This is a genomic window from Bacillus sp. 22483, assembly GCF_052044605.1.
Classification (GTDB): domain Bacteria; phylum Bacillota; class Bacilli; order Bacillales; family Bacillaceae; genus Bacillus; species Bacillus altitudinis.
Genome location: NZ_JBQENU010000004.1, coordinates 63,851 through 79,969 on the forward strand (window position 1 = coordinate 63,851; position 16,119 = coordinate 79,969).

A 16,119-nucleotide genomic window follows, 5' to 3' on the forward strand; every position below is an offset into this window, starting at 1 on the left:
TAAACACTGCGTGAAATCACCATGAACCGTGCGTTTTTTTACAATGTCAGTGCAAATGTGATGACGTTTTTCTTGATGATGCTGATGTCTGTTTGTTTAACGCCTTACATTGTTCATACACTTGGAGTGGAAGCGTTTGGTCTGATTCATCTGACGCAAAATATGATCAATTATTTATCGGTCATTACGGCTTCATTAAGTGCTGTGGTGGTGCGTTTTTTTTCTGTTGCGGCTCATAAAGGAGAGATGGAACAAGCGCAGCGCTATCTCGCTTCCTATTTTGTCAGTTCTCTTTTTTTATCCATCTGTCTTTTTTTACTTTGTCTATTCATGTCTCAGCAGCTGGTTGACTGGCTCCATGTGCCTGCTCATCTTGCAAAAGATACACAGATCGCCTTTGTGTTAGGGGGTCTTTTATTTATGCTCAATTTCGTCATGTCTGGTATTGGGGCGGCACCGTTTTATGCGAACAAATTATATGTATCGAGTGTTGGACAGGCCATTCAGATGTTTGGCAGGGCGCTTATGATTGTGCTGTTATTTACCGTGACGACACCAGCCATTTGGCATATTCCGCTTGCAGCCGTTATGGGGAGTTTCGCCGCTTTGGGAATGGGTCTCTATTATTTTAAGAAACTCATTCCTTGGTTTTCGTTTAAGTGGCGGTACGTTTCTTTATCTTCAAGTCTCACGCTGGTTCGATCAGGGGTATGGCATTCATTTGAGCAGATGGGGATTTTGTTGTTTTTACAAATCGATTTATTGATGACCAACTTACTGATTGGGGCAGAAGCGACTGGACAGTATGCCGCCATTTTACAATTTCCATTATTATTGCGCACCCTTGCAGGGACACTTGCGGTTGTGTTTGCGCCAACGATCACAAAATTATATTCAAATCAAGACGAGAAGGGGCTTATTCAATACGCTGCCAATGCCATGAAATGGAGTGGTTTATTTGTGGCATTCCCCGCAGCTCTGTTAGGAGGTCTTGCCGGTCCGCTCATGCTGTTATGGCTTGGACCAGCCTTTGAGGAACTGAAATGGCTGCTGATGATTCATGCGGCTTATTTGTGTTTCACGTTGATGTTTTTACCGCTGACCTATGTACCGACTGCCTTTAACCGATTTAAAGTGCCGGCGGTTGTGACATTCATATTAGGCGGTTCCAATGTCCTGTTCGCCTATGGACTGACTCACCTACTTCAGCTTGGGTTATATGGCATTGCATCAGCAGGGGCCGTTGTTTTATTGATGAAAAATATCGTCTTTCTCCCATTGTATACAGCCAAGATCACGAAACAGAAAAGTACCATCTTTTACAAACATACAGTCGTTCCGCTGTTTGGGGCTTTGTTCATATGGGGGATCTGTGCCGGCATTCAGGCTGTGTATGATGTGACGAGATGGTGGGAGCTATTTTGTATTGGCGGAATATGTTTCGTTCTCTACTTAGGCTATTTGTATCAATTTGCAGGAACAAAACAAGAGCGGATACAGCTCATGCGTAAGGTGAAACAAACTGCTATTGAACGCTCTGTCTCTCGCTAGTGTGGAAAGGAGAAGCAATGATGAAAAGAATAATAGATGTGGTCGTGGCTTTGACCCTGCTCATCGCAGGCAGCCCCCTTTTCCTTCTCATCTATGGACTCATTCGGTGGAAAATCGGAGCTCCTGTGGTGTTTCGACAAGAACGGCCTGGTCTGTACGGACAGCCGTTTATGCTTTATAAATTTCGGACGATGACCGAGGAACGCGATGAACATGGCGTACTGCTTCCAGACCATCTTCGATTAACAAAAACCGGCGCCTTTATTCGTAAGCTCAGTCTTGATGAATTGCCGCAGCTTGTCAATGTACTCAAAGGGGAAATCAGTCTCGTTGGACCAAGACCGCTTTTAATGGAGTATTTACAAATGTACACAGAGGAGCAAGCGAAGCGTCATCTTGTGAAGCCTGGTATCACTGGATGGGCCCAGGTGAATGGGAGGAATACTCTCTCTTGGGAGGAGAAATTCACCTATGACCTCTGGTATGTAGAGCACCAATCGTTTTGGCTCGATATGAAAATCTTATGGATGACCTTGCTGAAAGTCATCAAAACAGAAGGGGTGCAGCAGCCAAATCATGCAACAGCTGAAAAATTCAAAGGAACCGATACGTAAAGAGCAGCCCATTGGCTTAATAGGGGCTGGCGGACACAGTAAGGTCATTCAGGAGTTGATTTTTTTGCATCCTGATTACTCATTGTGCGCTGTATTAGACGATCGATTTGAGGAGGCTGACCCTCAAAACGGCACTTTGTATGGTCCGATTTCTATGAGTCAAAAGGTAAGAGAGGAAATACCTGATATGCAATGGCTGATTGCCATTGGACAAAACGAAATCAGACAGAGGATTAAAGAACGTCTCGCATTTGAAGAGAGGGCATTTGCCACACTGATTCATCCAGAGGCAGTTGTGAGCTCGTCAACGAAGGTTGGCCGAGGAACGGTTGTGATGGCAAGGGCTGTTGTGCAAGCAGATGCAGTAATTGGTGAGCATGCCATTATCAACACCGGTTCTATCGTGGAGCATGACTGCTTTCTCGAATCCTTTACGCACCTATCCCCGGGAGCCGTGCTCACCGGCTGTGTCTCTGTGCGAGAGGGTGCTCATATTGGAGCTGGGGCTGCTGTCATACCTGGCAGAACCATTGGAAGCTGGGCAGTGATCGGCGCAGGAGCGGCAGTGACCCGAGATATACATGATCAGAAAGTCGCCGTAGGCGTTCCTGCAATTGAGATCAAAGATCGAAGAGAAGGTGGGAAATCATGAGAGACAGGAAACGAATCTACTTATCTCCTCCTCATATGAGTGGAAAAGAACAGAAGAAAATAGAGGAGGCATTTAAGAGCAATTGGATTGCACCATTAGGACCGCTTGTAAATGAATTTGAGCAAGTGGTCGCGGATTATGCAGGCGTGAAGAGTGGAGCGGCATTGTCTTCAGGTACAGCAGCCATTCACCTTGCCTTAAAACTCATTGGCGTTCAAAAGGGAGATATGGTCTTTTGTTCCACTCTCACATTTGTTGCCAGTGCAAATCCTATTTTATATGAACAAGCGACGCCTGTTTTTATTGATTCAGAAAAAGAGACATGGAATATGTGTCCGCTGGCGTTAGAGAAAGCCTTTGCTGAAACAAAACGACTTGGGAAAAGACCCCGTGCGGTTATTGTCGTTCATTTATACGGACAAAGTGCAAAAATGGATGAAATCATAGCGGTGTGTGAGGCATATGATGTGCCAATCATTGAAGATGCGGCTGAATCGTTAGGCAGTATATATAAAGGAAGAAAAAGCGGTTCAATGGGCAGGTTCGGTGTGTACTCTTTTAACGGAAATAAAATCATTACAACATCAGGAGGCGGAATGCTTGTCAGTGATGATGAATCAGCCATCGACCGCTGCCGATTTCTCGCGTCACAGGCAAGAGAACATGCCCTACACTATGAGCATCAAGAGGAGGGATATAACTATCGGATGAGCAACCTGCTCGCAGGTGTAGGAATTGCACAAATGGAAGTGTTAGAGGAGCGTGTTCAGCAAAAACGTCGCATTTTCGAGCGTTATCAAGATGCTTTAGCCGATATTGAGGGCCTTCAATTTATGCCAGAATATCAAGAAACCACATCAAACCGCTGGCTGACCACATTCACCATGGATCATCATGCACAGATGTCTCCAGTAGAGATGATAGATGCTTTAGAACAAAAGCAGATTGAAGCAAGGCGTGTATGGAAGCCACTGCACCAGCAGCCGCTCTTTCATGGTTATCCTTTTTATACAACAGCCGATGAAGTCCCTGCATCTGAGTTGTTATTTGAGACAGGTCTTTGCCTGCCATCTGGTACAAGCATGACAGACGCGGAACAGGAGCTTGTCATTGATACACTGTACAACGCCCTGCAAAAGAAAGCATTACCCTCCTCATAGGCTGCTCGTTCATCAGCAGCCTGCCTCTCTTTTTAACAAATCCTTTAATTTGTGGAATAATAAGGAATATATATTGTTATTTCGTTTCAAATATGATATTGACAACAGAGTCCTTCCTCCTTAAAATGAAAATGATTATCAGCATCAATTAGGAGGAGCAACCAACTTATGTCGATTTGGAGTAATTTTCCGAAAATTAAAATAAATACAATATTACCTATCCTACTGATCTTCTTACTAGTAGGCTGTTCTCAAGCAAATAATGGAGCAGGTGGAGACAAGGATCATCCCGATATGATCACCATGGCATGGCCAAGAGATATTGGCGAAATGAATCCGCACATATACAATCCATCACAATTGTTTGCCCAATCCATGATTTACGAACCATTGGTGAGCTATCAAAAAAATGGAAAGCTTAAACCTGAATTAGCAAAATCATGGGATGTTTCCAAGGATGGCAAGGTGTATACGTTCCATCTTAGAGACAATGTCACGTTCTCAGATGGATCTAAATTTAATGCGAATATTGTGAAAAAGAATTTTGATACGATTTTAAAAAACAAAGAAGTACATAGCTGGTTAGGTGTCATAAAGAAAATCAAAAAGACAGAAGCAGTGGACAAGCAAACGTTTAAACTCACATTAACTGAGCCTTATTATCCAACTGTTCAAGAGCTAGCTGTTGTGCGCCCCGTTCGTTTCCTAGGCGAAGCAGGTTTTCCGAAAAACGGAGATACATCAAAAGGAATCGAAAAACCAGTGGGGACAGGTCCTTGGGTATTAAAGACGTACAAAAAAGATGATTACGCGATTTTTGAACGAAATGACCACTACTGGGGAGAGAAACCAAAGGTCAAAGAAATCAAAGTGAAGGTCATTCCAGATGCCGAAACAAGAGTGATGGCATTTGAAAAAGGCGATGTAGATCTACTTTACGGAGAAGGAACGATTAGCCTTGATGCTTTTAAACAACTAGAGGCGAGCGGCAAGTATGAAACGAAGATGTCAGAGCCTGTAGCCACAAGACAGCTTGTCATGAACACAAAAGTCGATCAGCTGTCAGATGAGAAAGTGCGTCACGCCCTTCAGTATGCGATCAATAAAACATCATTGGTGGAAGGTGTGACCTCTGGATTAGAGGATGTAGCAGATCACATCTTGCCGACAAACATGCCATATACGTCAGGCATCCGGGTGAAATCTTTCCAGTATGATGTGGACAAAGCGAAGGCTTTACTGGATGAAGCGGGCTGGACACTTCCAAAAGGAAAAACCATACGGGAAAAAGACGGAAAAACGCTTGAGTTTAGTATGATGTATGACTCAGCAGAATCGATTCAAAAAACAATGGCTGAAACACTGCAGGCAGAATGGGCAGCCATTGGGGTTGGTGTCAAACTTGAAGGTGTCGAGCTGGCGACGCAGGTTCAGCGGTTTAAAGCGAACAAATTTGATATGAACTTCTTTAGCAATTACGGAGCGCCGTATGATCCGCATACATTTATGAACGTTGTCTCATCAGATGGTTTTGGATTCAAAGAGGCGATCTCAGCGTATCCGAATAAAGATAAGCTGATCAAAGAAATGACGGAGATTCCATCGACAACAAATGAAAACAAACGCAAAGCACTTTATTCGTCCGTCTTATCTTCCTTGCAAGATCAAGGGGCGATTGTGCCAATCTCTTATTTTAAAAAGACAGCTGTTTATCAAAAAGATGTGAAGGACTTTGATTTCCCTGCGAATCGAGATGAACACCCTTTCACAGGCATCAAGCTGAAGTAACAGAAGGAAGGTAAGCAAATGAGCCGCTATATCATCAAACGAATGTTATCTATCATTCCTGTATTTCTACTAGCCACACTGTTCACAACTGGCATGATTCATCTGTCACCAGTTGATCCAGCGGAGGCATATTTAGCAGCGGCTCATATTCAGCCTACTGATGAGGTATTAGCCCAAAAACGAAGTGAATTTGGTTTAGATGAACCTTTTTACATGCAGTACCTTCATACGATTGAAAAAGTCGTCCGTCTTGATTTTGGGCGGTCGTATATGACCAATCAGCCTGTGCTTGATGAGGTGATCTATCGAATACCTGCGACGATTCAATTGGCGTTCACTAGTCTGCTGATCGCAATTTGCGTCAGTATTCCACTAGGCTTTTTCAGCGGGTTGAGAAAAAACGGCGTTGTAGATCATGTGAGCCGGATGATTTCCTTCCTAGGAGCATCTATCCCGACCTTTGTTTTGGGGTATTTGCTCATCTTCTTTTTTTCAGTGAAACTCGATCTTTTACCTGTTGAAGGTGTTGGTACATGGGAACATCTTGTACTGCCATCCATTACACTGGCTGTGCCGTTAATTGCGATGTATACGAGATTATTGCGAGCGAGTGTGAGTGAGACGCTTCACGAGCCTTTTGTTCAATATGCGAGAATGAGAGGGTTAAAGGAACAATCGATTATGTTCAAACATGTCTTCAGAATGGCGATATCACCGATGCTGACAGGACTTGGCGTGAATCTTGGCAAGCTGCTCACAGGGACTATTATTGTAGAGGCTGTTTTTTCATGGCCTGGATTTGGACGATTTTTTATTGAAGCGATCTTTAACCGGGATCTGCCGGTCATTCAATTTTATGTGTTGATGGCGGCGTGTATCTTTATCTTAAGTAGCTTGATAGTTGATCTCCTTCAGCTGCTCATTGACCCCCGTATTTCTAGAAAGGAAGGCCGCCAGCCATGATGACAAAAGTAAAACATCTTTTCTATCATCAAAAGATGATCTCGATCTGTGTGCTGCTGCTCGGTCTCCTGCTCATTGTGACGATATGTGCACCATGGATCGCTCCGCATGACCCAGCGGCTGTCAATCTTGCAATGAAGCTAAAGGGTTCTTCATGGGAGTATCCTCTAGGCACCGACCAATTGGGAAGGTGCAATTTATCTCGTATTCTATATGGTGCTCGTATTTCACTAGGCTGTGCGTTGTTAATCTTTGTTTCCTCTCTATCTATCGGTTTAATCGTAGGGCTGATATCTGGATATAAAGGCGGCTGGATCGATCACGTATTGATGAGATTGTGCGACGGGGTCATGGCATTTCCGAATTTGGTACTGATCCTTGGATTAGTCGGTATTTTTGGACCGGGGCTTTCTCAAGTGGTGCTGGCTTTGATGCTTGTGCAGTGGGTGTATTATGCTCGCGTCTTTCGAGGGATGGTGCTTAGTTTAAAAGAACAAAACTTTATTGCAGCTGCGAAGATTAGTGGTACTTCCCATTGGAATATCATGAGAAAGCATATGATTCCGAATGTACTGCCGCCACTCGCGGTTGTGGGCACACTTGAAATGGGCTGGGCGATTATGGACATTTCCGCCATGTCTTTTCTAGGCTTAGGGGTTCAGCCCCCTACGCCTGAATGGGGAGCGATGATCCATGAAGGAAAATCGTATATTCAAACAAATCCTCAGCTGATGCTTTATCCGGGTCTTGTGATTATGGCTGTGGTCATTCTATTCAACTTACTGGGAGAAGCCCTTTCAGAGAAATATGGCGTCAAACGTCGTGTGTAAAGGAATGAGTCAGATGGAAGAGTCTATTTTAAACATAGAGAACCTGCATGTGCATACGAAAACGCCGCAAGGAACCATTTCTCTCGTTCAGGAAATAGCATTTGAGGTAAAGCACGGTCAAATTGTTGGATTAATTGGTGAGAGCGGATGCGGAAAAACGGTGACAAGTATGTCGATCTTAAACATGCTTGATCGAAAAACAACGGAAGTGACTGGCAGTATCACTCTACAAGGTCGAGAATTGATCGGTTTGAGTGAACAGCATATGCGGTCTATTCGTGGCAAAGATCTCTCATATATTATGCAAAATCCAATGAATAGCTTTACGCCTGTATGGACGATTGGACATCAATTGATTGAAACAATCCGCCGGCATACAGCTGTCAGTAAAAGGCAGGCACGGGTCCAGGCAATTAAAGCCTTAGAGAAAATGAACCTGCCGCATCCAGATCAATTACTGAGTAAATACCCTTTTGAATTAAGCGGGGGGATGCTCCAGCGTGTCATGATTGCTATGGCTGCCTGTATGCATCCGCCTCTGATCATCGCAGATGAACCGACAACCGCATTAGATGTACACAATCAGAAGCTGGTGCTTGAGCACTTGAATCAAATTCGTCATGAATACGGAACGGCGATTTTGCTCATTACCCACGATCTTAGTGTGATTGCAGAAATGGCAGACGAGGTCGTGGTGATGAAACAAGGAAAAATCGTTGAAAAGGCTGAAGTTCTTGAGCTTTTTGAACACCCGAAGCATGATTATACAAAGAAACTTTTAGCAGCTCGTCCATCCATTCCAGCTGTTTGCCCGATTTGAGGTGAGAAAACCGTTGCATTTAATAGAAGTGAAAGCAGTGAGTCATTCATATGGCAACCGATCGTTTATGATGAGGACAAAAGGGAGAACCCCTGTCTTGAAAAACGTCCATTTGACCATTGAAGAAGGCACTTGTCTTGGATTATTAGGTCAAAGTGGTGCAGGGAAAAGTACACTCGGCCGCATCATCCTTGGACTAGAGAAGCCAAGTAGCGGACAAGTTCTGTTTGAAGGTCAGGATATCATTCGTGCAGATCAGCGGACACATCAGCATTTCCGCCGACATGTACAAGCGGTATTTCAAGATTCATATTCAGCGGTGAATCCAAGGTGGACAGTGGAACAAATCTTATCTGAGCCGCTTGAAAACTATGAACCAATGACCCGAAAAAAACGTCAGCATATACTGATTCACTGGTTAGAAAGAGTAGGGCTCAGTGAGCAAGATTTGTCCAAGTACCCATACCAATTTAGCGGTGGCCAGCTACAGCGGATCAACATCGCCAGAGCACTGGTGCTTCAGCCAAAGCTCATTGTGCTGGATGAATCAGTCAGTAGCTTAGATATGGTTACGCAGGCTGTCATTTTAGATTTGTTAGTCGAATTAAAGAAAGAGCTGAAGCTTGCATACTTATTTATCACACATGATTTGACAGCGGCCTATCATTTAAGTGATCAATTAGCGATTCTTGATCAAGGTGAACTTGTGGCTCAGTTTCAATCGAAGGATGATTTCTTTATATCAGAGCACGAAGCTGTGCTGAAAATGAAGGAGGCAACGCTCGCCAGCCACCCTTTGTCTCGAACGATTGGCAGGCCGGTTCGTTAACTTTTTCATTCCCTCAATGCCTCTTTTAAGAGAGGCTATTTTTCATGAAAGGCAGGTGGCATCGTGAACCATCGAGCATATTTAGCTTTGGCGATCCCTTTAACCATTTCAACGATGACCACGCCATTACTTGGAGCTGTCGATACAGCAGTTGTTGGCCAGCTTGCCAACCCCGCTTATATAGGAGGCGTCGCAGTCGGCAGTCTCATTTTTAGTACATTGTACTGGCTGTTTGGCTTTTTACGGGTAAGTACATCTGCTTTTGCCGCCCAAGCAAACGGAGCGCAGAACGAGGAGCAGGGTGTTCTTGCTTTTCTAAGGCCTTTTTTGCTAGCTATTATCGTCGGACTTTGTTTTATTGCTCTTCAATGGCCCATTATTCAATCCGCATTATGGATCATCTCTCCTGCTGCTGATGTGCGCGAATATGCAGCGGACTATTTTCATATTCGGATCTGGGGAGCGCCATTTACCTTGATGAATTACGTCATACTCGGCTGGCTGATGGGGATGGCAAAAATGAAAGAAGCCCTTTCTTTACAAATTTTGATCAATGTCATGAATATGATCTTGGCATTGATCTTAGTTCATGCGTTTTCTTTTGCCGTCAAAGGTGTGGCAGCGGCGACATTGATCTCTGAACTCACTGCTTTTGTGTTAGGGGTCTGGATTATCTTGAAGCATACGTCAAACGGTTTTCGGATGCCGTCTATCCAGCAGATGATGGACACACGTGCAGTAAAGAAAATGTTTCATGTGAATAAAGACTTGTTTATCCGAACGATCTGTCTGCTTGTTGTGATCAACATGTTTACAGCAAAGGGAGCTTCTTTCGGAACGGAGCAATTGGCGGCGAATGCCATTTTATTTCAAATTCACTACATCATGGCCTATTTGTTCGATGGATTTGCCAATGCGTCCAGCATCCTTGTCGGTAGATCAGTAGGTGCGAACGACCGAGCGCTTTATGATAAAACATTAACCCTTTCGAGACAATGGGCAGTTGTGATGGCATGTGCTATTGCGGCAGGTTACTTTTTCTTTAAAGTACCGATTTTGAGCCTGTTTACAAATTTGCCTCAGCTTCTTGATGTGACACTGCAATATGCCGATTGGCTCGTTCTTTATCCGTTTGCTGCTTGCTTTGGCTTGGTGATTTATGGTGTATTCACAGGTGCGACAGAAATTGCTCCTGTTAGGAATTCAATGCTGTTTGCGATGATTTTGTTTGTGGCTGTTCAGGCGGCAGTCATTCCGATATGGCACAATCACGGACTATGGTTTGCCTTTATCATTTATACTGTAGGGCGGTCCGGCTTTTTGATGATGTACAAATCGAAGCTGGATCAAAAGCTTTTCCTGCATGAAAAACACCCTTTGCAATCATGAGAAAGGGTGTTGTTTTTCGTCCATTTATTCGCTTTCTTTTTTCACCTTTTGGTACGCTTCATCGAGATGCTGAATTCGCTTCAAGACAACAGCATTTTTCGTCAATTGGTCCTGCACAAGTGTAGAAACCACCGACCGATAATAAGCGTTCATGGCATGAATCTTGTCTTCATGTTGATTCATGGCAATGTGCTGTTTTAAATTGTCGATAAAGTATGGAACGGAAAAAAGTTCAGACATGGAAATCACTCCTATTTCGTATATACGGTCCGTCAATCTTCATGTAAAATGATGAGAGGGAGGGGAGACAATGAGCCTTAAACTGCAACAAGAACTAGTATTAAAGCAGGTACTCACGCAAGAACTCAGGCAGGCGATTACGCTGCTGCAATTGAATTGTGCAGAGCTGGGTGAGTATCTTGATCAGTTAGCGCTTGAGAACCCTCTGATTGAGCGGAAAGACACGGACAGCTATCAACCAGTTTATCATAAAAAAACGCAAGATCGAATGACAGAGCCGTATCGTACGCATCAAAAAGAAAGCCTGCAAATGTATTTAAAGAGACAGGCCATTGATTTGAATTTAAGTGAAAAGAATCAAAGGATTTTTCAATTCATGATTGAGTCCATTGATTCCAATGGCTATTTAAATGAACCGGTTGACCAAATGGCCGCTGTGTTACAGGCTTCGGCAGAAGAAGTAGAGGCCGTTCTTCATCAGCTTCAATCATTAGAGCCTGCCGGTATTGGCGCTAGATCATTGCAAGAATGCATCCTGCTCCAGCTTAGACGAAAAAAAGATCGCTGGTATGAAGCAGAGCTGATCATCGAAGGGCATTTCTTTCTTTTCGCAAGGAAGGCTTGGAAGGAAATCGCAGCTAAAACAGGTATGCCGTTGAAAACCCTGCAAGCCATACAAGATGAGGTGTCGCTTCTCGAACCAAGACCAGGCCTTCATTTCTCTTATGAAGACCAGGATGTGTATATAGAACCAGATGTGTTGATTACAGCTGCGGGAGGTCACATCACATTCGAGTTGAACCAGCGTGCTTTTCCGGACATTGAAATGAATGAAGGGTATTTCGCCATGATTCAAGATCAAAAGCGGCATGAAGCATACACGTATCTAAAGGAAAAGCAGCAGCAGTACAATTGGCTTGTTCAAGCGCTGAAGCAGAGAAAACAAACGATGACAAATGTCGTTCGTGAGATTATCTTACAACAGACTGATTTTTTCCTGACCGGGAAGCATAAAATGAAACCGCTTACGATGAAGCGGGTTGCAGATATATTACAAGTGCATGAGTCGACAGTGAGTCGAACAGTCAAAGGGAAAATGGTGCAGACCCCATACGGATTAATGGAAATGAAACAGTTTTTTCAAGCGAAACTAGAAGGGCATTCGCTAGAAGAAGCATCCAGCTACACAGTGAAGACCCACATTGCGGAGCTGATTCAATCAGAAAATAAGAAAAAACCGTATTCGGATCAGCAAATCATGACGCAGCTTCAGCAAACCTTTGGTATCCGCGTCTCTCGCAGAACCATTGCCAAATATCGTGAACAAATGAACCTTCCGTCTTCCACGCTGCGGAAGCGATATGATTAAAAAGAAGCACATGCCAGAAACAATGGCACGTGCTTCTTTTTTGATGAGTGGAAGAGTGATAGAAGATTTCTTGAGAATTGAAAAAAGGGAAGACGTGTGATCTGAATTTTGGGGTAAAGTATAAGATAGGGCATGAGCCGATAGGGTAGACAACAGTGATGAGGTGAGACCAATTGAAATATAAACAAATCAAAACGAAAAAAATATATGAAGAAATTGCGGATGCATTAATCGAATCCATTCGAACGGGGGAGCTACTTCCGGGCGAAAAATTAGACTCGGTTCAAGCACTTTCTGAAAATTTTCAAGTCAGCCGTTCCGCTGTGAGAGAGGCGCTGTCCGCTCTGAAAGCGATCGGATTAATAGAGATGAAGCAAGGAGAAGGCACATATGTGAAGCAGTTCGATCCTGAGCAGCTCACATTTTGTTTATCTCCTGCTTTTTTGATGAAGCAGCAGGATATCGTGCTGCTTCTTGAAGTGAGATCAATCATTGAATCAGGTGCTGTCAAAAAGGCAGCATTGCTGCGGACAGACGATGACCTCCATCGACTGCAGGAGGCACTAGAACAAATGAAGCGTGCAGAAGCGCATAAAGAAATTGGTGAGGAGGCAGACCTCACATTTCATCTTGCCATCGCCAAAGCCTCAAAGAATCATTTACTAGCGGCGTTAATGAATCAGGTCTCATCCTTATTAATGGAAACGATGCGGGAAACGAGAAAAATCGTGTTATTTTCAAGAAAAGCGTCCATACGTCAGCTTTATAAAGACCATGAACGTATTTATCAAGCTGTCATGGACAAGCAGCCAGAAGAAGCGGAGAGGGCGATGCTTACACATTTGGAAAAAGTAGAACAACTTCTTGGTGAGGTGCTGCAAGAACAGGAAGGAAAGCCAGATATACAATAAGCTGTGCCGCATAACGGCACAGCTCTATTATTGAAGAGAAATATGCAGCTTTTTCATTCGATATTGCAAACTTTGCCTGCTCATGCCCAATATCTTTGCAGTCTGTGAAATATTGTCGTCCATTTTATTTAAGTAATGGACGATGTATTGTTTTTCAAATCGTTCCATTTGGGTTTGGAAGTCAGTTGTATGATCTGAGCTCGTGTAGACGAAGGTATCAGCTGCAGCTGTAGGCTGCACCGGACTCATCTGCATGTGTTCACTAGGATGACCTTCTCCTTGCTTGAATCGGAAATGGTAAGGAAGGTGATGCAAGCTTAAGGATGTTTCGTCCATCATCATATTCATTCCAGCCTCAATCACATGCTCCAGTTCTCTTACATTACCTGGCCAATGATACGTTTGGAACAGGGCAAGTACCTCTTCATCAGCCGCCTTCACATTCATTTGAAACAGTTCATTATATTTTTGAATAAAATGCATGACAAATGTGGGGATGTCTTCTTTTCGCTCAGAGAGTGGCGGGATAAACAAGGTGACAATGCCAAGCCGGTAAAATAAATCCTTTCGCATCCGTCCACCTGCGATCGCATCTACAGGGTCCTCATTCATATTAGCAATCACTCTCACATCAATGGCGATTTCCTTTGTACTGCCTAACCTTCTTACACGTTTCTCTTGCAAGACGCGCAATAGTTTTGCTTGAAGAGCTGGGTGTAATGAGTTGATCTCATCTAAAAGCAGTGTACCTCCTTGTGCTTGTTCGAATAGACCGGGCTGATCTGTTGCCCCTGTAAAAGCCCCTTTTTGTGTTCCAAAAAGCAGACTTTCAATCAGGTTATCAGGCAGTGCTGCACAATTCTGCGTAATAAATGGTCCAGATGAACGGCTGCTGCCATTATGAATGCTTTGTGCAAATAGCTCTTTCCCCGTCCCTGTCTCACCAACAATCAGCACATAAGAAGAGGTACGTGTGGCTCGTTTCGCATGTTCAATCACTTCTAAAAAGGCAGGACTCTCCCCAATGATTGAATCAAATGTAAAGCGTGTGTTTCCTTTTTTCTTCATATTGTGATGAATGAGCCGTTCCAGTTTCGTGACATCATTCGAAATTTCAACCGCTCCTTGAATCAGACCGTCTCGTACGAGCGGGTATGTATGGTTAATCGTTGTGATTTCTTTACTATTGTAGTTGTGATACGTCTGCTTTGCATGAACCGTCTGTTTCCCGGTTCGCAGCGCTTGGACAAGTGTACTGTGCATCTCGTCCTGAAACACAAAGAGGTCTAAGACATTTTTATAAAGGACATCAGAACGTTTTAAAGATTCGATCTCCATCATTTTTTTGTTATAAACAATGGTATTGCCATTTTCGTCAATGGCGTGAACCCCAACATCAATTAAATCGAGCATTTGTTTATATAGATCAATCTCATTTTCGAGCTTTGCGGTATGCTGATCTTTTTTCACTTGCGCCACCTCCAGACATTACCTCTATTTTACATGAAAAATTTTGCGGTTTCCTCTAAATAATTTTGCATATGCAAAATTATTTTGCGTTAAAGATGAGCACAATCCTAGGCACAGAGCGATCACTAAGTTGGCATGATCCTTGCATAACATAAGAGTGAAGATGAACCCAATCAAAAGAGGCAAGCTTATAGAAGGAGGAATACACGATGACACAGACAAAAGCATTGATTCATCAAACAGAACAATACGGTGCGGCGAATTATCATCCGTTGCCAATTGTGATTTCAGAGGCTGAGGGAGTGTGGGTGACTGATCCTGAGGGCAACCGCTACATGGATATGCTCAGTGCATATTCTGCAGTGAACCAAGGACATCGCCATCCCCGCATTATTGAAGCGCTTAAAACACAAGCTGACCGCGTGACACTCACATCAAGGGCCTTCCATAATGATCAGCTTGGCCCATGGTATGAGAAAATCTGCAAATTAACGAATAAAGAGATGGCATTGCCAATGAATACAGGTGCCGAGGCTGTGGAAACGGCGATAAAGGCAGCGAGACGATGGGGCTATGATGTCAAGGGAATCGAAGAGAATCGCGCAGAAATCATTGCATGTACCGGGAATTTTCATGGTCGTACAATGACGGCTGTGTCACTTTCTTCGGAAGCAGAATATCAAAGAGGTTTCGGTCCGATGCTTCCAGGCATAAAGCTCATCCCTTATGGAGATATTGAGGCGTTACGCGAAGCGATCACTCCGCAAACAGCAGCTTTTCTCTTTGAACCGATTCAAGGAGAAGCGGGCATTGTCATGCCGCCTGAGGGCTTTATAAAAGAGGCAAAAGCGATTTGTGAGAAGGAACATGTGTTATTGATCGCAGATGAAATTCAAGTGGGCTTAGCGCGGACTGGCAAGATGTTTGCATGCGACTGGGAAGACATTGAGCCGGATATGCTGATTCTTGGTAAAGCACTTGGCGGTGGGGTATTCCCGATCTCATGTGTTGTAGCAAACCGTGATATTTTAGGTGTATTTAATCCAGGGTCTCACGGGTCTACCTTCGGCGGGAATCCTCTTGCGTGCGCAGTATCACTTGCTGCACTAGATGTGTTAATCGATGAGAAGCTTGCCGAGCGCTCATTGGAGCTAGGGCAATATTTCAAAGACAAACTGTCACGCATTCAAAGTCCTGTCATTAAGGAAGTCCGCGGGCGTGGACTATTTATTGGGATGGAACTGACTGAGGCAGCTAGACCTTATTGTGAGAAGCTCAAGCAAGAGGGGCTGTTATGCAAAGAAACCCATGAGACAGTGATTCGATTTGCACCGCCGCTTACCATTTCAAAAGAAGACTTGGATTGGGCAATTGCTCATATCCAAGCGTTATTTCAAGCATAAATGATCAAGGGGAGAATCCTTCAAATTCTCCCTTTCTCTTTCAATGAACGGCGTATTTTGTCAAAGGTTGATGAATAGAAGAGTGAAAGTGGGGAAACGGATTTGAAGCCAGAACAGCATAATGAACTAG

15 protein-coding genes are annotated in these 16,119 nt (G+C 43.9%); 13 read left to right on the forward strand and 2 right to left on the reverse strand.

Going from position 1 to position 16,119, the window contains the following annotated elements:
* The first annotated feature begins 21 nt into the window (after nucleotides 1–21).
* The 10 genes from ACTJJQ_RS07525 (at nucleotide 22) to ACTJJQ_RS07570 (ending at nucleotide 10,596) form a co-directional block, all read left to right on the forward strand.
* Nucleotides 22–1,551, forward strand: coding sequence for an MATE family efflux transporter (locus ACTJJQ_RS07525; protein WP_440600089.1), 1,530 nt, complete (start codon nucleotides 22–24; stop codon nucleotides 1,549–1,551).
* A 20-nt stretch (nucleotides 1,552–1,571) separates the two neighbouring features.
* Entirely contained in the window at nucleotides 1,572–2,165 is a 594-nt protein-coding gene (locus ACTJJQ_RS07530) for a sugar transferase (RefSeq protein ID WP_017359198.1), read from the forward strand.
* Nucleotides 2,128–2,817: an acetyltransferase gene (locus ACTJJQ_RS07535; RefSeq protein ID WP_440600090.1), complete on the forward strand. Its 690-nt coding sequence runs from the start codon at nucleotides 2,128–2,130 to the stop codon at nucleotides 2,815–2,817. The genes ACTJJQ_RS07530 and ACTJJQ_RS07535 overlap by 38 nt, the downstream gene beginning before the upstream one ends.
* Nucleotides 2,814–3,977 (forward strand): DegT/DnrJ/EryC1/StrS family aminotransferase, encoded by a 1,164-nt coding sequence (locus ACTJJQ_RS07540; RefSeq protein WP_165379137.1) that lies wholly within the window; start codon nucleotides 2,814–2,816, stop codon nucleotides 3,975–3,977. Before ACTJJQ_RS07535 ends, ACTJJQ_RS07540 begins: the two co-directional genes overlap by 4 nt.
* A 168-nt stretch (nucleotides 3,978–4,145) precedes the next feature.
* Nucleotides 4,146–5,765 (forward strand): nickel ABC transporter substrate-binding protein, encoded by a 1,620-nt coding sequence (gene nikA, locus ACTJJQ_RS07545; RefSeq protein ID WP_048002931.1) that lies wholly within the window; start codon nucleotides 4,146–4,148, stop codon nucleotides 5,763–5,765.
* A gap of 18 nt (nucleotides 5,766–5,783) precedes the next feature.
* Nucleotides 5,784–6,728, forward strand: a complete 945-nt coding sequence (nikB, locus tag ACTJJQ_RS07550; RefSeq protein WP_035389444.1) for a nickel ABC transporter permease subunit NikB — start codon at nucleotides 5,784–5,786, stop codon at nucleotides 6,726–6,728.
* Entirely contained in the window at nucleotides 6,725–7,558 is an 834-nt protein-coding gene (nikC, locus tag ACTJJQ_RS07555) for a nickel ABC transporter permease subunit NikC (protein ID WP_060781433.1), read from the forward strand. Before nikB ends, nikC begins: the two co-directional genes overlap by 4 nt.
* Nucleotides 7,559–7,571: 13 nt before the next feature.
* The gene (gene nikD / locus ACTJJQ_RS07560) at nucleotides 7,572–8,378 is read left to right on the forward strand and encodes a nickel import ATP-binding protein NikD (protein WP_125589619.1); all 807 of its coding nucleotides are present in this window, start codon (nucleotides 7,572–7,574) and stop codon (nucleotides 8,376–8,378) included.
* Nucleotides 8,379–8,391: 13 nt separating this feature from the next.
* Nucleotides 8,392–9,207, forward strand: coding sequence for an ABC transporter ATP-binding protein (locus tag ACTJJQ_RS07565; protein ID WP_281215699.1), 816 nt, complete (start codon nucleotides 8,392–8,394; stop codon nucleotides 9,205–9,207).
* Nucleotides 9,208–9,270: 63 nt separating this feature from the next.
* Nucleotides 9,271–10,596, forward strand: a complete 1,326-nt coding sequence (locus ACTJJQ_RS07570) for an MATE family efflux transporter (protein WP_281215698.1) — start codon at nucleotides 9,271–9,273, stop codon at nucleotides 10,594–10,596.
* A gap of 24 nt (nucleotides 10,597–10,620) precedes the next feature.
* On the opposite strand, the gene yvfG is transcribed toward ACTJJQ_RS07570, so the two are convergent.
* Complete coding sequence (yvfG, locus tag ACTJJQ_RS07575; protein ID WP_017359206.1) at nucleotides 10,621–10,836, reverse strand: protein YvfG; 216 nt, start codon at nucleotides 10,834–10,836, stop codon at nucleotides 10,621–10,623.
* Nucleotides 10,837–10,906: 70 nt separating this feature from the next.
* Here yvfG and rpoN point away from each other — a divergent pair, with 70 nt between their 5' ends.
* The gene (rpoN, locus tag ACTJJQ_RS07580; RefSeq protein WP_440600091.1) at nucleotides 10,907–12,205 is read left to right on the forward strand and encodes an RNA polymerase factor sigma-54; all 1,299 of its coding nucleotides are present in this window, start codon (nucleotides 10,907–10,909) and stop codon (nucleotides 12,203–12,205) included.
* Between the two features lie 173 nt (nucleotides 12,206–12,378).
* Nucleotides 12,379–13,116 carry a FadR/GntR family transcriptional regulator gene (locus ACTJJQ_RS07585; protein ID WP_242731081.1) on the forward strand — a complete coding sequence of 246 codons (738 nt, stop codon included), beginning with the start codon at nucleotides 12,379–12,381 and terminating at the stop codon, nucleotides 13,114–13,116.
* A 27-nt stretch (nucleotides 13,117–13,143) separates the two neighbouring features.
* Here the strand turns inward: ACTJJQ_RS07585 and ACTJJQ_RS07590 are convergent, their stop codons facing one another.
* Nucleotides 13,144–14,586, reverse strand: a complete 1,443-nt coding sequence (locus tag ACTJJQ_RS07590; RefSeq protein ID WP_278193010.1) for a sigma-54 interaction domain-containing protein — start codon at nucleotides 14,584–14,586, stop codon at nucleotides 13,144–13,146.
* 209 nt (nucleotides 14,587–14,795) lie between these two features.
* On the opposite strand from ACTJJQ_RS07590, the gene ACTJJQ_RS07595 reads away from it, so the two are divergent.
* Complete coding sequence (locus tag ACTJJQ_RS07595) at nucleotides 14,796–15,989, forward strand: ornithine--oxo-acid transaminase (protein WP_008347715.1); 1,194 nt, start codon at nucleotides 14,796–14,798, stop codon at nucleotides 15,987–15,989.
* The last annotated feature ends 130 nt before the right edge of the window (nucleotides 15,990–16,119 follow it).

Bases quoted from the DNA above. Each gene is read 5' to 3' on its own strand.
- ACTJJQ_RS07540 (WP_165379137.1), top strand. From the start codon at position 2,814: ATGAGAGACAGGAAACGAATCTACTTATCTCCTCCTCATATGAGTGGA.
- ACTJJQ_RS07595 (WP_008347715.1), top strand. From the start codon at position 14,796: ATGACACAGACAAAAGCATTGATTCATCAAACAGAACAATACGGTGCG.
- ACTJJQ_RS07525 (WP_440600089.1), top strand. From the start codon at position 22: ATGAACCGTGCGTTTTTTTACAATGTCAGTGCAAATGTGATGACGTTT.
- nikC (WP_060781433.1), top strand. From the start codon at position 6,725: ATGATGACAAAAGTAAAACATCTTTTCTATCATCAAAAGATGATCTCG.
- rpoN (WP_440600091.1), top strand. From the start codon at position 10,907: ATGAGCCTTAAACTGCAACAAGAACTAGTATTAAAGCAGGTACTCACG.
- nikD (WP_125589619.1), top strand. From the start codon at position 7,572: ATGGAAGAGTCTATTTTAAACATAGAGAACCTGCATGTGCATACGAAA.
- yvfG (WP_017359206.1), bottom strand. From the start codon at position 10,836: ATGTCTGAACTTTTTTCCGTTCCATACTTTATCGACAATTTAAAACAG.
- nikB (WP_035389444.1), top strand. From the start codon at position 5,784: ATGAGCCGCTATATCATCAAACGAATGTTATCTATCATTCCTGTATTT.
- ACTJJQ_RS07535 (WP_440600090.1), top strand. From the start codon at position 2,128: ATGCAACAGCTGAAAAATTCAAAGGAACCGATACGTAAAGAGCAGCCC.
- ACTJJQ_RS07530 (WP_017359198.1), top strand. From the start codon at position 1,572: ATGAAAAGAATAATAGATGTGGTCGTGGCTTTGACCCTGCTCATCGCA.
- nikA (WP_048002931.1), top strand. From the start codon at position 4,146: ATGTCGATTTGGAGTAATTTTCCGAAAATTAAAATAAATACAATATTA.